The sequence below is a fragment of the Croceicoccus sp. BE223 genome (assembly GCF_031457155.1).
GTDB lineage: Bacteria > Pseudomonadota > Alphaproteobacteria > Sphingomonadales > Sphingomonadaceae > Croceicoccus.
On sequence record NZ_JAVDWB010000001.1, the window covers coordinates 168,098 to 182,584 of the forward strand.

Below are 14,487 nucleotides of genomic sequence, written 5' to 3' on the forward strand. Positions count from 1 at the left end.
CGCGAACCATGAGCACATCCCACGAACCCGCCGCCGCCCGGCCCCTCGCGCCCGAGCCGGCCGACGTGGCCGCCGTCGTCAAGGGCCACGCCCGGCTCGAACGCAACGTCACGCTGCTGGGCGTCGCCACCCTGATCGTCGTCGCCATCGGCGGGCTGGTCGAGATTGCGCCGCTGTTCTGGATCGACAACACCATCGAGGCGGTGGAGGGCGTGCGCCCCTACACCCCGCTCGAACAGGCGGGGCGCGACATCTACGTGCGCGAGGGGTGCTACACCTGCCACAGCCAGATGATCCGCCCGTTCCGCGACGAGGTGGAGCGCTACGGCCACTACAGCCTTGCCGCGGAATCGATGTACGACCACCCGTTCCAGTGGGGGTCGAAGCGCACCGGGCCCGACCTTGCCCGCGTCGGCAACCGCTATTCCGACGCCTGGCACGTCCAGCACCTCGCCGATCCGCAGAGCGTGGTGCCCGAAAGCGTCATGCCGCAATACGGCTTCCTCGCCGAGACCGACCTCCACGTCGCGGACCCGGCGGCGAACCTGACCGCGCTCAGCCGCGTCGGCGTGCCCTACACGAAGGAGGACATCGCCAGTGCCGCGGCGGACTTGAAGGCGCAGGCCGATCCCGAGGCCGACAGCGCCGATCTCCTGCGCCGCTATCCCAAGGCGCAGGCCCGCGATTTCGACGGCGACCCCAAGCGGCTGACCGAGATGGATGCGCTGGTCGCCTATCTCCAGATGCTGGGCACGCTGGTCGATACCCACAGCGCCGCGGCGCAAGAGGACCTGGCGCGGGAGAAGGGGCGATGAGCGACTACGAGACGCTGCGCCAGTTCGCCGACACGGTCGGGCTGGCCGCGATGGCGGTGGTCTTCGTCGGCCTGTGCGCCTGGCCGTTCCTGCCGGGCCGCAAGGGGGTCAACCGGCACATGGCGGAATCGATTTTCAGGGGCGAAGACGATGGCGAATAAGAGGGTCGACCAGCCGACCGGGACCGAGACCGTCGGCCACGAATGGGACGGTATCGAGGAACTGAACACGCCGCTGCCTCGGTGGTGGCTCTGGACGTTCTACCTGACCATCGCCTGGGCGATCGGCTACGTCGTGCTCTATCCCGCGATCCCGTTGCTGGAAAAGGGGACCGAGGGCGTGCTGGGCTGGACCAGCCGGGGCCAGCTGGCGCAGGAAATGTCGCTGGCCGACCAGGCCCGCCGTTCGGTCGGCGAGGCGCTGGCCGCGACCGACATCACCAAGCTCGAAGGCAATCCACAGCTGATGCAGCAGGCAGTGGCCGGGGGCCGCGCGGCGTTCCGCGTGCACTGCTCGCAATGTCACGGCAGCGGCGCGGCGGGCAGCCAGTCGCTCGGCTATCCCAATCTCAACGACGACGACTGGCTGTGGGGCGGCGACCTCAAGGCGATCGAGACGACGCTGGTCCACGGCATCCGGCAGGACGGCGACGATGCGACGCGGCAAAGCGTCATGCCCTCGTTCAACGGCGCGCTCGACGCCGCGCAGCAGAGCGCGCTGGCCGATCACGTGCTGGCGCTGGGCGGAAAGGGCCGCGCCAATCCGGCGGGCGCGCAGATCTTCGCCGACAACTGCGCCGCCTGCCACGGCGCCACCGGCGAGGGCAGTCGCGAGCTGGGCGCGCCGCGGCTCAACGACGCGATCTGGCTTTATGGCGGGACGAAGGCGGACATCGTCAGGCAGGTGCTCAACCCGCGCATGGGCGTCATGCCCGCGTGGCAGCACAAGCTGGACCCGGTGAAGATCACGATGCTGGCCGCCTATGTCCACTCGCTGGGCGGCGGCGAACCGACCGTGCCGGAGCCGAGCCTGCCCGATCCGGCCGCAAGCGCGGCGGCGTCCGATGCGACCGACTGACACCGGCGCGGCGGAGCCGTCCGGCAAGCTCTACGAAGCGAAACGGACGGTCCACAACCGCCGCATCGACGGCCCGTTCCGCCGCTTCAAGTGGGCGATGATGGCGATCACCCTCGTCATCTATTACGCGACGCCGTGGATCCGGTGGGATCGCGGCCCCTATGCGCCGGATCAGGCGGTGCTGGTCGATCTTGCCCATCGCCGCTTCTACATGTTCGGCATCGAGATCTGGCCGCAGGAGTTCTACTTCGTCGCGGGCCTGCTGATCATGGCGGGGATCGGCCTGTTCCTTGTCACCAGCGCGGTGGGGCGGGCGTGGTGCGGCTATGCCTGTCCGCAGACGGTCTGGACCGACCTGTTCCAGCACGTCGACCGCTTCGTCGACGGCGACCGCTTCGCCCGCCAGAAGCTCGACGCCGCGCCGTGGACCTGGGGGAAGGTGGCCCGGCGCGGCTTCAAGTGGACGATCTATCTCCTGATCGGGTTCTGGACCGGCGGCGCGTGGATCATGTACTTCGCCGACGCGCCGACGCTGGTGCGCGAATTCTGGCGCGGCGAGGCGGCGCCGGTCGCCTACATCACCGTGGCGGTGCTGACGCTGACGACCGTCACGCTCGGCGGATTCATGCGCGAACAGGTGTGCATCTACATGTGCCCCTGGCCGCGCATCCAGACCGCGATGATGGACGAGAAGTCGCTGCTGGTCACGTACAAGGACTGGCGCGGAGAGCCGCGCGGCAGCGTCAGGCAGGCCGAGCGGAACCCCGGCGCGTTCGGCGACTGCATCGATTGCACCTTGTGCGTGCAGGTCTGCCCCACCGGCATCGACATCCGCGAAGGGCCGCAGATCGGCTGCATCACCTGCGCGCTGTGCATCGACGCCTGCGACAAGGTGATGGCCGGCATCGGCCGCCCGCGCGGGTTGATCGACTATGCCACGCTAGAGGATTGCCGCGCAGAGGCGGCCGGCGGACCGGCGCGACCGGCGTGGCGCGCGCTGCTGCGCCCGCGGACGATCGCCTACCTGCTGATCTGGGGGTCGATCGGGCTGGCCATGCTCTTCGCGCTCGGCGTGCGCGACCGGACCGGCCTGTCGGTCGCGCCCGATCGCAACCCGCCCTTCATGCTGATGAGCGACGGGTCGATCCGCAACGCCTACACCCTGCGCCTGCGCAACATGTCGACGATGCCGCGCCGGATGGAGGTCGCGCTCGACGGCCTGCCGGACGCGGCGATGTGGACCGACGCGACCTCGCGCGCAGAGGCGGCGCGCGTGCTGCCGGTGACGGTGCCCGCGGACGCGACCCAGGCGGTGCGCGTCTATGTCCTCGCGCCGCCATCGGCGCAGAGCGAGGAATTCGCCTTCGTCGCGACGTCGCTGGGCGGCGAGGTCGAGCGGCAGCGCAAGGAAACGACCTTCGAGGCACCGGGAGCAGGCCAGTGAAACGCACTTTCAGCGGGCGCCACATGAGCGCGATCCTCGTGGCCGGGTTCGGCGTGGTCATCGCGGTCAACATGTCCGCCGCGGTCGTGGCGAAGCGCACCTTCGGCGGCGTGGTCGTCGAAAACTCCTACGTCGCCAGCCAGAACTACAACGACTGGCTGCAACGGGCGGCCGAACAACGGGCGCTGGGCTGGTCCGCCGAACCGCACCGTCTTGCCGACGGCCGCGTCGCCGTGACGCTGGCGGGCGTGCCGGACGGTGCGCGGATCGAGGGCGAGGCGCGGCACCCGCTGGGCCGCCAGCCCGACATGGCGCTGCGCTTCGGGGCCGACGGGGTCTCGCGCGAAGCGCTGCCGCCGGGCCGCTGGACCCTGCGGCTGACGGTGCACGCCCGCGGCCGGGAGATGCGCGCCGAAAGCGATTTGCGATGAACGCGCCGCTCGACCACGCCGCCATGCGCGGCGCGCCCCGCGTCGACAGCCGGTTCGCCGTGCCCGGCATCCGCTGCGCCGGCTGCATCGGCAAAATCGAGCGGGAACTGGCGCGGATCGACGGGGTCGAGACCGTCCGCGTCAACCTTTCGGCCCGGCGCGTCGATGTCGGCCATTCCCCCGCGGTGGGCGAGGATGCGCTGGTCGCGGCGCTCGATGCGCTGGGCTTCGAGGCGCAACCCGCGGTGACTGCGCCGCCCGCGCAGGACGAGCAGGAGGCGCGCATGCTGATGCGCGCGCTGGCGGTCGCCGGGTTCGGCATGATGAACGTCATGCTGCTGTCGGTCAGTGTCTGGTCCGGCGCAGAGGGCGCGACGCGCGACCTGTTTCACCTGCTTTCGGCGCTGATCGCGCTGCCGGTGATCGCCTATGCCGGGCGGCCCTTCTTCGCTTCTGCCGCGTGGGCGCTGCGAGCCGGGCGCACGAACATGGATGTGCCCATCTCGATCGGCGTGCTGCTGGCGACGGGGCTCAGCCTCTACGAGACCTTTGCGGGCGGCGAGCAGGCCTATTTCGACGGCGCGACGATGCTGCTGTTCTTCCTGCTGGCGGGCCGCGCGCTCGATGCCGCGATGCGCGGGCGGACCCGGGCCGAAATCGGCGCGCTGCTGTCGCGCATGGGGCGCAGCGCCGGCATCGTCCAGCCCGACGGCAGCGTCGTGCGCGTCGCGGCAGCGGCGATCGAGCCGGGGATGCTCATGCTGGTCGCGGCGGGAGAGGCGCTGGCGGCGGACGGGGTGATCGAGGAGGGCCGCAGCGCCACCGACAACGCGATGCTGACGGGCGAAAGCGCGCCCGAACCGGTCGCGCCGGGAGCGACCGTCCATGCCGGCACGATCAACCTCGCCCAGCCGATCCGCGTGCGCGTCACCGCCGCCGCCGAGGATACCGCCATCGCCGCCATCGCCCGCCTGATGGACGAGGCCGGACAATCGCGCAGCCGATACGTCCGCATCGCCGACCGTGCCTCTCGGCTCTACGCGCCCGCGGTGCACACGCTGGCCGCGCTCAGCTTCGCGGGGTGGATGATCGCCGGGGCGGGCCTGCACCATTCGCTGGTCATCGCCATCGCGGTGCTGATCATCACCTGCCCCTGCGCGATGGGCCTCGCCGTACCGGCGGCGCAAGTCGTCGCCACCGGCGCGCTGATGAAGCGCGGGCTGCTGGTCAAGGATGGCGCCGCGCTCGAACGGCTGGCCGAAGTCGACACCGTGATCTTCGACAAGACCGGCACCCTGACACTGGGCGAGCCGCGCCCCGACCTTTCGGCGCTGACCCGGGCGGACATGGGCGTCGCCCTCGCGCTCGCGCAAGTCAGCCGCCACCCGCTGTCCCGCGGGCTGGCAAGGGCGATCGGCGAGGCCGGCATCGCTCCCGAACCGGTCGACGGGGCGCAGGAACGCGCCGGCGAGGGCGTGTCCGCGACCTGGCGGGGCCTGCCGGTCGCCCTGCGCCGCGACGATGGGCATGGGGCGGGCATGGGCGCGGTCCTGTGCATCGGCGAGCGCGTGGTGCCCGTCCCCTTCGCTGACGCCCTTCGCCCGGACGCGGCAAAGACCATCGCCATGCTGGACCGCATGGGCCTTGCCAGCCGCATCCTCTCGGGAGACCGGACCGACGCCGTCGCTCCGGTTGCGCGCAGGCTGGGCCTGTTCGGGCAGGGTTCGGTCACGCCGCAGGACAAGCTGGCGCAGCTCGAACGGCTGGAAAAACAGGGGCACCGCCCGCTGATGGTGGGCGACGGGCTGAACGACGGGCCGGCGCTGGCCGCCGCGCACGCATCGATGGCGCCGGGCAGCGCCAGCGACGTCAGCCAGCAGGCCGCCGATGCCGTGTTCGTCGGGTCCGGCCTGATGCCGGTGGCTCTCGGCGTCAGGGTCGCACGGGCGACGATGCGCGTGGTGCGCCAGAACTTCGCCTTTGCCGTCATCTACAACCTGCTGGCGGTGCCGCTGGCGGTGACGGGTCTGGTGACCCCGCTGGTCGCTGCGGTTGCGATGTCGGTCAGCTCGCTTGCGGTCGTCGGCAACTCGCTGCGGCTGTCGGGGGCGGCGCGATGAGCGGGCTCGCCTTCCTCATCCCCATCGCGCTGGGCCTCGGCCTTGCCGGGCTGGGCGCGTTCTTCTGGTCGATGCGCGACGGGCAGTACGATGACCTCGACGGCGCGGCCCATCGCATCCTGATCGAGGACGAGGAATGAACCCGGCGCTCTTCGCGCTGGTGGCGCTCGTGCCCGCCATGCTGGGTTCGGCGCCGCGGCAGGACAGTCGCGCGGAGCTGGTGGCGCGGCTCTGCAACGGCGGCGCGGTGGTGATCCCCCTGCCGGGCAAGGCCCCGGCACCACCGGCCCGCTGCGCGCAGAAGGGGTGCCATGCCGGGTGCAACCGCAAGCGGCTTGATCCATCGCAATGACGCCCGGGCCCTGCGCGGGCACGACGCCTGCATGTGGCCTTATCATCCCGACCTGCTGGCAACGCCGGTTCCGCGCTATACCAGCTATCCCACCGCCGCCGAATTCGGCAACATCGGCCCCGGCCTCTACGCCGACGCGCTGGAGCAAGTGACGGGCGACGTCTCGCTCTACGTCCACATCCCGTTCTGCGAGAGGATCTGCCATTACTGCGGCTGCAACACCGGCGCGGCGGGGAAGCGGCAGCGGCTCGATTCCTATCTCGCCGCGCTCAGCCGGGAAGCGGTCACGGTCGCGTCGCGGCTGCCCGATGGCGTCCGGGTTCGCCGTGTTTCGTTCGGCGGCGGCAGTCCCAATGCGCTCGACCCGGTCGATTTCGTCAGGCTGGTCGAACACCTGACCGTCGCCTTCCGGCTGGACGATCCGGTCTTCTCGATCGAGCTGGATCCGCGCACTATGTCCGCCGACTGGGCGCAGGCGATCGCGACGGTCGGCATCGCGCGCGCCAGCCTCGGGGTGCAGACGTTCGCGTACCACTGCCAGCAGGCGATCGGGCGGGTGCAGGGCGAGGATACAATCGTCCGCACCGTCGACTGGCTGCGGGGCGCAGGGGTTTCCTCGCTCAACTTCGACCTGATGTTCGGCCTGCCGCGCCAGACACGCGGCGACCTGCTCGACACGCTGGAGCGGTCGCGCACGCTGGGCGCGGACCGCATCGCGCTGTTCGGCTATGCCCACGTGCCGCACGTCGTCCCGCGGCAAAGGGCCATCGATGCCACCGACCTGCCCGACCAGCAGGAGCGCTTCGCCATGGCCGGGCTGGGCCACGCGCAGCTTGCGGCCAACGGATACTGGCCGGTCGGCTTCGACCATTTCGCGCGGCCGGGCGATCCCCTGGCCAAGGCGGCCTTCGCGGGGCGCGTGCGGCGCAATTTCCAGGGCTTTACCGACGAAGAGGCTCCGAACCTCGTTGGTCTGGGCGCTTCGGCAATCAGCCGGTTTCCGCATCTTCTGGCCCAGAACGAGAAGAACAGCGGCCGCTATCGCATGATCGCGACGCAGGGCCTTCTGACGGCCGATCGCGGCATCGAACGTTCAGCCGAAGACAGGGAGCGGGGCTCGATCGTGGAACAGCTTCTGTGCCAGGGCTCGGCCCGCCTGGCGCCCCGCCTTGCCGCCGAGATCGGCGAGCCGCTCCGCTCGTTCATCGAGCGCGACCTGGCCTCTCTGCGCGAAGATGTGCTGACGATCGGTGCGGACGGCCTGCCCTACGCGCGCACCATCGCGGCCCTATTCGACCCCTATCGCCGGACCACGCCGCGACGGTTCAGTTCGGCGATCTAGCGCGGCCAGCCGGTTCGATCCGACAGAGCCTGGGGAGGTTCGGGAACTGGAGAAGTGCGCGTGTGCCGCCGACGGGGCGACCGTGCCTCGAAGGCCGGAATGGCAGACTCGATTCTCTGTGATCTTGAGAAGCGATGGTCAGAAGAGGACTCGATCCAAAATTATAGCATTGTAAATAAATGATTTAATGTCGCTGGGGGCCTCAACTGGAGCCCCCATCGGAGCCCCCAAAATTTATTTTTGCATTGGTTCGAGTCCCTGAAGGTCGCCTGCTTGTTGGGCCCCCTCCGCAATCAACCAGGCCGCACTTTTCCGTAGACGCACGCCCGATGCGCAAACTTCATGGTGCTGCCGTCCGTCCGATTCACCCAGAAACATTTGGTGTTGAAGTCGGCAGTCCGTACGCTGAACCCGGCGATACCGCTTCCGATTTTTTCGTCGCCTTCGGGGTGGCGCGCTAACGCAGCAATTAACACCTTTTCGTCCTCGGCACTAACTTTGTCGCCAACGTCATACTTGTGAAGCATAGCGTTTAAATAAGCGACGGCGTCGCCTTTCTTGTCGAAATGGCCTGCAACAATCCCGCACCGGCAGCCGAAGCAAAGGCCCCGGACTTCATCGCCTGGCACGTCGCCAACCGGGGCGACAAGGCATTCTGGACCAAAGTCGGAGCGGCCTGGTTCCACCGCGACCGCAAGGGCGTTTCGCTCCAGCTGGAGGTCGTGCCGATCAATGGCCGGATCGTCCTGCGCACGCCGTTCGACGACGAGGCCAAGGAGCAGCCGGGCGCATAGCGCCCGGCTTTCGGTTCAGCTGAGAGTCCAACCTCCGCCGCCGGTAACATGGGCGTCCCGTTCGCGTAGGTTGCGATCGAGGCCGAGCATGTCGTTGAAGTGTGATGCCGTTTGTCCGAACAAGCGGTCCAGTGCCGACATCTCGCGAGTGAAACTTGCCGACAGCTGCTCAAGCTGATCGATCAGTTCGCCCGCCGCCGACCTCAGCAAGGATTTCGCACCCGCTGCTGGAATTCCGATGTCAGCGCAAAACGCAATCAAATCGTCCGAGTTTATGTCGTCAAAGCGTTTGGCCGCGCCCACATTGAATGCCAGTTCGTCGGTATAGTCGCCACCTGTCAGCACTGGCGTGAGGTCATAGAACGGTGCGAGTTGAACCGAACCGCCGGAGACCAGGATCAGACCGTTGTTTTTGGCATGGTTGTCGTTGTTACCGAGAAGCAGGTTGAACAGCGTCATTCTCATGAAAATGTTGCGAGCGAGAGCAGGCTGGTCCGTTGCGGCGAGTATTTTTCCGATTGTCGTCGCGTCGAACCGGCGTCCCGCCTCTCCACGCCTCTCATACTTGAGTTCGGAAGGAAGGCCGCTGGCCTGGGCAAAGTCTTCGACATGCAAGCGATAAACCTTCTCGCCATCGATCAACCGATCGAACCGGTTGATGAGTAGGACTTCATGTTTGCTTATCCGGTCGGCGACACATGTGCCGACTGAAAAACCGCACTTTGCCGCCAGATCGGTCAGGAAGGCTTCATCACGCGCTTCCCTGGGGTTCTGGCGATCCGGCAGCTTCAGAATGTGAGTCGTGGGCGCGCCCGTCCCATGCTTGGGAAGCGCGAAGCGTCCGTCCGGCAAGGCTGCGAGCGATACCTTCCAGCGAACACCTGCAACGGGCGAGGGATCGCGCATCCCATCGGGCAGGGGCTTGCCTGTGGCGAGGCGCTCAACGATGTCTCGCAATGTGCCCTCGTCGAGCGGATCATAGTCTTCGCTCAACGTTCCAGGACGTTTCACCGGTGGCTGGTCAAGACCGAGTACGCTGACAGCGCCCGGGCAGTCCGCCCCCAGATGTTCGAGCAGCCCAGCGATGTCGCTGCGCTCGATTCCATAGCGCGCCATGGTCGTTTCGAGCTGGTCGTTTTCGTGGAGCAAATTGCCGAACCACGCGCGGACAGGAACGTCACCGAAGGGCTCTTCGCCCAATGGCAACGAGAGCGATAATGCGTGACTGTTCGGATCCGCTAGCCATTGGGCGTTGTATGTGAAGGACAGATCACCTTCGTCACCCTTAATAAGGTAGCCGATCGGCTCCATCGATGCTTCAAGCCAGACTTGCAGGATGAGCATCAGCGGTTGCGCAATCTGGCGGTGAGATCGATACCGGCGGCCTGGGCACAGGCCATCACACGGTCGAATTCGAGGCTGGCTTTCCCGCCTTCGAGTTCGGAAACGAACCTTCGCCCGACGCCTGCATGAGCGGCAAAGTCAGACTGGCTCATCTTCATTGCCTTGCGTGCACGGCGAACCAGCGCCCCCAGTTCGGCGACCGATCGCACACGCTCGCTAGGAGGGGGAGTATGCGGTGTTTCAATTCGCGGCGCGGGCAATTTCGGAAAGGAAATGCCATAGGAAGCCTCCGACAACTGCCGAGCGATATCGATCGCCCGCTGATACTGTGGGGTGCGTAGCTGTTCGGAGAGTTTTCGTGCCGTGGCGCCCGGTCCTTTGACTAGGTCGTTTATCGCACGATTGATTTCGTTGACGGAATCGAAGGCAGGATTCGAGGCGAGCTTGCGAAATGCCTGATCCTGTTCGTTGAGCGCCTTCAAAAGGCGCTGACTATCGGTCACAGGTTTCACTATTGATCCCTTTCGGGAGCAAAATGCCATTTCACAGTCAAGGAGTCAAGAAATGATCCCGAACGGGCGCGAAAGATCTGTTAGACAGTTAAGCAACGCCATTTGCTACCGTTCGGGAGCATTTCTGCCAGCTGTGAATAGAGCGAAGGCCGCCGGAGTCCGAACAGGCCGCTACCTGCGATCAGCCTGACCGCAACTCATCAAGATAGTCACTCCACCACTGCGCCATTCGAACGCGCTCATCTCAGTACTGGCCGCGATTGTAGGTGCCACGGATGGCATTGCTATCGCCGTGCGCAAGAGCCCGTTCGATCGCGTCGGGGTGCCACAGGCCGCTCTCGTTGAGCAGCGTTGACGCCGTTGAGCGAAAGCCGTGCGCTGTCATCTCGTCCTTGGTGAAGCCCATGCGCCGAAAAGAGGCATTGATCGTGTTTTCGCTCATCGGACGCTTCCAGGTATGGAAGGCTGGGAACATGTAGCCCGTGCCGATCGTAACCGAGTGCAGCTCGCGGAACAGTTCGAGCACTTGTCGGGACAGGGGGACAGCGTGGGTGCGGCGGGCTTTCATTTTGCCTGCCGGGATCGTCCAGATCGCTTTGTCCCAATCCAGTTCGCTCCAGTCGCCGTGGCGCAGCTCACCGGGCCGCACAAAGATATGCGGGGCGATCTTCAACGCCAGCTTGGTAACTGGATAGCACTCAAAGTCGTCGATTGCCCGAAGCAGCTGACCCAGCTTGTCTGGTTCAAGGATCGCGGCATAATGCCGGGCCTTGGGTGTGATCAGTGCCCCTTGAAGGATGGCAGTCGGGTCGCTTTTGCAAAGCCCCAGTGCCGCGCCATAGCGGAACACTCGGCTAGAGAAGGATCGGCACTTCTTGGCTGTTTCGAGGTTACCCCGCGCTTCGAGCTTCTTGAGCGCCGCCAGCATCATCTGCGGATCAAGGTCATCGAGCGGCATGTTGCCGATGGCCGGCGTGAGCAGTTCCAGAAACCATCGCGCCTTCTTGAGGGTTGCCTCCGCGCGTCCCTCGCCGACCATCTTGTGCTCGATGTACGAGTTGGCGACGACAGCAAAGGTGTTCTCGGCCCCGAGCCTGATCTTTGCCTTTTCGCGCTTGCGCTCGCGCATGGGATCAATGCCGTCGGCGACCGAGATGCGCGCACGGTCGCGGCGCTTCCGGGCCTCGGCCAGACCGATCTCCGGGAAGGCGCCGAATGGCATCTTCTTCTCAATTCCGCCGAATCGATATTTGAATTGCCAGAGTTTTGAACCGTTTGGCTTGACCAGCAGATAGAGCCCCCCGGAATCATACCGCTTGTAGGGTTTGTCCGATGGAAGAAAGCTCTTAATTTCCTGTACGTTAAGGCTCATGTGGGGGCTCCGCACTCTCACCGAGCCGGAATTGGGGGCCTCACCGCTCACCGGAGCCCCCAGACAGGGCGAAACTCAGTGGAACAAAGCGGAACGCCAAAATCGGCTGGAAGACGAAAAATGGCAGATTTCTGCCGTTTTCGCAACCCCATGCAATGCTAAAAGGAGAACAAATGGTGCCCAGAAGAGGACTCGAACCTCCACGCCCTTGCGAGCGCCGCCACCTGAAGACGGTGCGTCTACCAATTCCGCCATCTGGGCACTTTTGCAGCGGCGAACAGTGCTTCGCCGTGCGGGTAGGTGGGCGCCACTAAACGGGGTGGCGGGTGGTGTCAACGGGGTTCGTCGACAAATTCCGGCGCGCGCGCAGATCGCCCGCGCCATTGCCGGTGCGCGCCGATCTCGCCCTTGCGCGGCAACGGGGGGCATGCCAAAGCGCGGGCCATGATCGCGGGCGTCCAGACACCGCGGACAGGCACGACCCGATAACGTGGAAAGGGCAGGACATGGCGTCCTCTGCATTGGCCGGAAAGCTCGTAACTCTCATCGGCGGCAGCGGTTTTCTCGGCACCTATGTCGCGCAGAAGCTCCTGTCGAAGGGTGCGCGCCTGCGCGTCGCCAGCCGCAATCCCGACAAGTCCTGGCATCTGAAGCCGCTGGCGAACCTGGGCCAGTTGCAGTTCGCGCGGGTCGACGTGCGCAATCCGGCAAGCGTCGCGGCGGCGGTCGCGGGCGCGGAAGCGGTCGTCAATCTGGTTGGCGCATTCGACGGCGATCTGGATGCGGTGCAGGGCCGGGGCGCCGGGCGCGTGGCGGCGCTGGCCAGGGACGCCGGGGCGCAGAGCTTCGTTCATGTCTCCGCGATCGGCGCGAACCCCGATTCCGAGGTCGGCTACCAGCAAAGCAAGGGCGAGGGCGAAAAGGCCGTTGCCGCCGCGTTCCCGGACGCAACGATCCTGCGCCCTTCGATCATCTTTGGCGAGGACGACCAGTTCATCAACATGTTCGGCCGGCTGATCGCCTCGGTCCCGGCGATGCCGGTCTTCGCTCCCGAAGCGAAGCTGCAGCCGGTGTTCGTCGACGATGTGGCCGACGCGGTTGTCGCGGTGCTGGAAAGCCCCGCGCTGGCCGGCCAGACCTACGAACTGGCCGGGCCGGAAACGGTGACGATGCTCGAGCTCAACCAGAAGATCTCCGCGGCACAGGATCGTCGCCGCGCGTTCCTGCCGCTGCCGGATTTCGTCGGCCGGACCTTTGCCAATGCCACCGGCTGGATGCCGGGCGCCCCGATCAGCGGCGACCAGTACGCGATGCTGGCGCAGGGCAACGTGGCAAGCGGCCAGCTGCCGGGGCTGGCGAACTTGGGCATCACGGCCAAGCCTCTGTCGCTGTTCCTCGATCGCTGGATGGTGCGCTATCGCCGCCATGGGCGCTTCCACGAGTCCAGGGCCTGAGCTTCCGCCCCGCCGGGCGCGGGACGATCAGGAGTTGACGTCGGCGTAGTGCTTGGGGGGCGAAACGCCCTCCATCCGGTCTGCCAAAAGCGGCTGGAAGCTGGGCCGGCTCTTGAACACCGAATACCAGCCGCGGGCCTGTTCGTGGCCCTGCCAGTTGATGCCGCCCAGGTAATCGGCGACAGAGATCTGCGCGGCGGCGGTCAGGTCGGCGAGCGTCATCGTCGATCCGGCCAGCCACGGGCGATGGTCGATCAGGTAATCGATATAGTCGAGATGTTCGTCGGCCAGACGCATGGCGGCGCGCAGCGCCTGCGAATTGGGGGCCTGGCGGTGCACGACGCGCTTGGTGAACCGTTCCATCAAGAGCGGACCGGTCACGTCGAAGAACCAGTTTTCATCGAACAGCGCGACCAGCCGGCGGATCTCCGCGCGGGTGGAGGCAGGGCCGTTGATCATCGGGTTGCGCGGCACCGTCTCTTCGAAATATTCGGCAATGGCCCGGCTGTCGGCCAGCGTGATGTTCTTGTCAGGTTCGCGCATGGCCGGGGTGCGGCCGGTCGGGTTCATCAGGAAGAACTCGTCCCGCATCTCCCACGGGTTTTCGCGCACGAGTTCGAAAGGCACGCCCTTTTCGGCCAGCAACAGGCGCAGCTTGCGACTGAACGGGCAGAGCGGGAACTGGTAAAGCCGCCACATGGCCTGAAAACGCTGCCTTTCGCTGTGCCCCGGGGCCGATCCCCCCGGACCGGCGTGTCCGACCCGATTGACGCATGGGCGGCCCTCGCGTCAACACGGCACTTGAGCAAACGCGCAAGAATCGAAAGGTTCCGACGGTGAACGGGGTATCAACCATGGCAGACCGACCCGATCCGGGGGCAATCCTGGGCTGCGTGCTGGCAGGCGGCGGCTCGACCCGCTTCGGCAGCGACAAGGCGGTGGCGATGCTGGACGGGGCGACGCTGCTCGACCGCGCGGTGGCGGCGCTGGCGGCGCAGTGCGGCGATGTCGTCGTTGCCGGGCGGGACGGCGGCGTGCCGGACTGGCCGGAACCGGGGCTGGGACCGCTCGGCGGCCTTGCGGGCGCGTTGCGGCTCGCGCGAGAGCGCGGCCTTGCCGCCGTTCTCGCGACCGGGGTCGATTCGCTCGGGCTGCCCGAAGACCTGATCGGCGCGCTGACGCCGGCGCCCGCGTGCCTTGCGGCGCAGCCGGTCGTCGGGCTCTGGCCGGTTGCGTGCCTGTCGGTGCTGGAAGACATCCTCACCGGGGGCGAGCGACGCTCGATGCTCCATTTCGCCGGGCGTTGCGGCGCGCGGCTGGTGGAACTGGCCACGCCGGTCGCCAACGTGAACACCCGCGACGACCTCGTCCGGCTGGCGGCGGGGCGCGGCGATCGCGGCGACGGCGGATAGAACCAATGCCCGCTTGTG

Annotated in this window: 17 protein-coding genes and 1 tRNA gene; 12 read left to right on the forward strand and 6 right to left on the reverse strand. The window is 66.7% G+C overall.

Annotated elements, in window-relative coordinates; translation table 11 throughout:
- Positions 1 to 8 precede the first annotated feature (8 nt).
- From ccoO to J2X37_RS00905, 9 genes are read left to right on the forward strand one after another with little or no spacing between them, the layout of a single operon-like run.
- On the forward strand, positions 9 to 815 hold the full coding sequence (gene ccoO, locus J2X37_RS00865; RefSeq protein WP_404979581.1) for a cytochrome-c oxidase, cbb3-type subunit II: 807 nt from the start codon (positions 9 to 11) through the stop codon (positions 813 to 815).
- Positions 812 to 976: a cbb3-type cytochrome c oxidase subunit 3 gene (locus J2X37_RS00870; RefSeq protein ID WP_310016723.1), complete on the forward strand. Its 165-nt coding sequence runs from the start codon at positions 812 to 814 to the stop codon at positions 974 to 976. Before ccoO ends, J2X37_RS00870 begins: the two co-directional genes overlap by 4 nt.
- Positions 966 to 1,892, forward strand: a complete 927-nt coding sequence (gene ccoP, locus J2X37_RS00875; RefSeq protein WP_310016725.1) for a cytochrome-c oxidase, cbb3-type subunit III — start codon at positions 966 to 968, stop codon at positions 1,890 to 1,892. Before J2X37_RS00870 ends, ccoP begins: the two co-directional genes overlap by 11 nt.
- Positions 1,879 to 3,336, forward strand: coding sequence for a cytochrome c oxidase accessory protein CcoG (gene ccoG, locus J2X37_RS00880; RefSeq protein ID WP_310016728.1), 1,458 nt, complete (start codon positions 1,879 to 1,881; stop codon positions 3,334 to 3,336). Before ccoP ends, ccoG begins: the two co-directional genes overlap by 14 nt.
- On the forward strand, positions 3,333 to 3,767 hold the full coding sequence (locus J2X37_RS00885; protein WP_310016730.1) for a FixH family protein: 435 nt from the start codon (positions 3,333 to 3,335) through the stop codon (positions 3,765 to 3,767). The genes ccoG and J2X37_RS00885 overlap by 4 nt, the downstream gene beginning before the upstream one ends.
- Positions 3,764 to 5,887 (forward strand): heavy metal translocating P-type ATPase, encoded by a 2,124-nt coding sequence (locus J2X37_RS00890; RefSeq protein WP_310016732.1) that lies wholly within the window; start codon positions 3,764 to 3,766, stop codon positions 5,885 to 5,887. The genes J2X37_RS00885 and J2X37_RS00890 overlap by 4 nt, the downstream gene beginning before the upstream one ends.
- On the forward strand, positions 5,884 to 6,027 hold the full coding sequence (ccoS, locus tag J2X37_RS00895) for a cbb3-type cytochrome oxidase assembly protein CcoS (RefSeq protein WP_310016734.1): 144 nt from the start codon (positions 5,884 to 5,886) through the stop codon (positions 6,025 to 6,027). Before J2X37_RS00890 ends, ccoS begins: the two co-directional genes overlap by 4 nt.
- Positions 6,024 to 6,239, forward strand: coding sequence for a hypothetical protein (locus tag J2X37_RS00900; RefSeq protein WP_310016736.1), 216 nt, complete (start codon positions 6,024 to 6,026; stop codon positions 6,237 to 6,239). The genes ccoS and J2X37_RS00900 overlap by 4 nt, the downstream gene beginning before the upstream one ends.
- A 31-nt stretch (positions 6,240 to 6,270) precedes the next feature.
- Positions 6,271 to 7,581: a radical SAM protein gene (locus tag J2X37_RS00905; RefSeq protein WP_310018018.1), complete on the forward strand. Its 1,311-nt coding sequence runs from the start codon at positions 6,271 to 6,273 to the stop codon at positions 7,579 to 7,581.
- A 293-nt stretch (positions 7,582 to 7,874) separates the two neighbouring features.
- Here the strand turns inward: J2X37_RS00905 and J2X37_RS00910 are convergent, their stop codons facing one another.
- Positions 7,875 to 8,108, reverse strand: coding sequence for a DCL family protein (locus tag J2X37_RS00910; RefSeq protein ID WP_310016738.1), 234 nt, complete (start codon positions 8,106 to 8,108; stop codon positions 7,875 to 7,877).
- A 39-nt stretch (positions 8,109 to 8,147) separates the two neighbouring features.
- On the opposite strand from J2X37_RS00910, the gene J2X37_RS00915 reads away from it, so the two are divergent.
- Complete coding sequence (locus J2X37_RS00915) at positions 8,148 to 8,375, forward strand: hypothetical protein (protein WP_310016740.1); 228 nt, start codon at positions 8,148 to 8,150, stop codon at positions 8,373 to 8,375.
- 15 nt (positions 8,376 to 8,390) lie between these two features.
- Here J2X37_RS00915 and J2X37_RS00920 read toward each other — a convergent pair whose 3' ends face one another.
- The 4 genes from J2X37_RS00920 to J2X37_RS00935 form a co-directional block, all read right to left on the reverse strand.
- Entirely contained in the window at positions 8,391 to 9,719 is a 1,329-nt protein-coding gene (locus J2X37_RS00920; protein ID WP_310016742.1) for a type II toxin-antitoxin system HipA family toxin, read from the reverse strand.
- Entirely contained in the window at positions 9,719 to 10,231 is a 513-nt protein-coding gene (locus J2X37_RS00925; RefSeq protein WP_310016744.1) for a helix-turn-helix transcriptional regulator, read from the reverse strand. The genes J2X37_RS00920 and J2X37_RS00925 overlap by 1 nt, the downstream gene beginning before the upstream one ends.
- Positions 10,232 to 10,475: 244 nt before the next feature.
- Positions 10,476 to 11,603 carry a phage integrase central domain-containing protein gene (locus J2X37_RS00930; RefSeq protein WP_310016746.1) on the reverse strand — a complete coding sequence of 376 codons (1,128 nt, stop codon included), beginning with the start codon at positions 11,601 to 11,603 and terminating at the stop codon, positions 10,476 to 10,478.
- 174 nt (positions 11,604 to 11,777) lie between these two features.
- Positions 11,778 to 11,864 (reverse strand) — tRNA-Leu (locus J2X37_RS00935).
- Positions 11,865 to 12,109: 245 nt separating this feature from the next.
- Here J2X37_RS00935 and J2X37_RS00940 point away from each other — a divergent pair.
- Positions 12,110 to 13,057, forward strand: coding sequence for a complex I NDUFA9 subunit family protein (locus J2X37_RS00940; RefSeq protein ID WP_310016748.1), 948 nt, complete (start codon positions 12,110 to 12,112; stop codon positions 13,055 to 13,057).
- Positions 13,058 to 13,084: 27 nt separating this feature from the next.
- Here J2X37_RS00940 and J2X37_RS00945 read toward each other — a convergent pair whose 3' ends face one another.
- Positions 13,085 to 13,756, reverse strand: coding sequence for a glutathione S-transferase family protein (locus J2X37_RS00945; protein WP_310016750.1), 672 nt, complete (start codon positions 13,754 to 13,756; stop codon positions 13,085 to 13,087).
- 155 nt (positions 13,757 to 13,911) lie between these two features.
- Here J2X37_RS00945 and J2X37_RS00950 point away from each other — a divergent pair, with 155 nt between their 5' ends.
- Complete coding sequence (locus tag J2X37_RS00950) at positions 13,912 to 14,469, forward strand: NTP transferase domain-containing protein (protein WP_310016752.1); 558 nt, start codon at positions 13,912 to 13,914, stop codon at positions 14,467 to 14,469.
- The last annotated feature ends 18 nt before the right edge of the window (positions 14,470 to 14,487 follow it).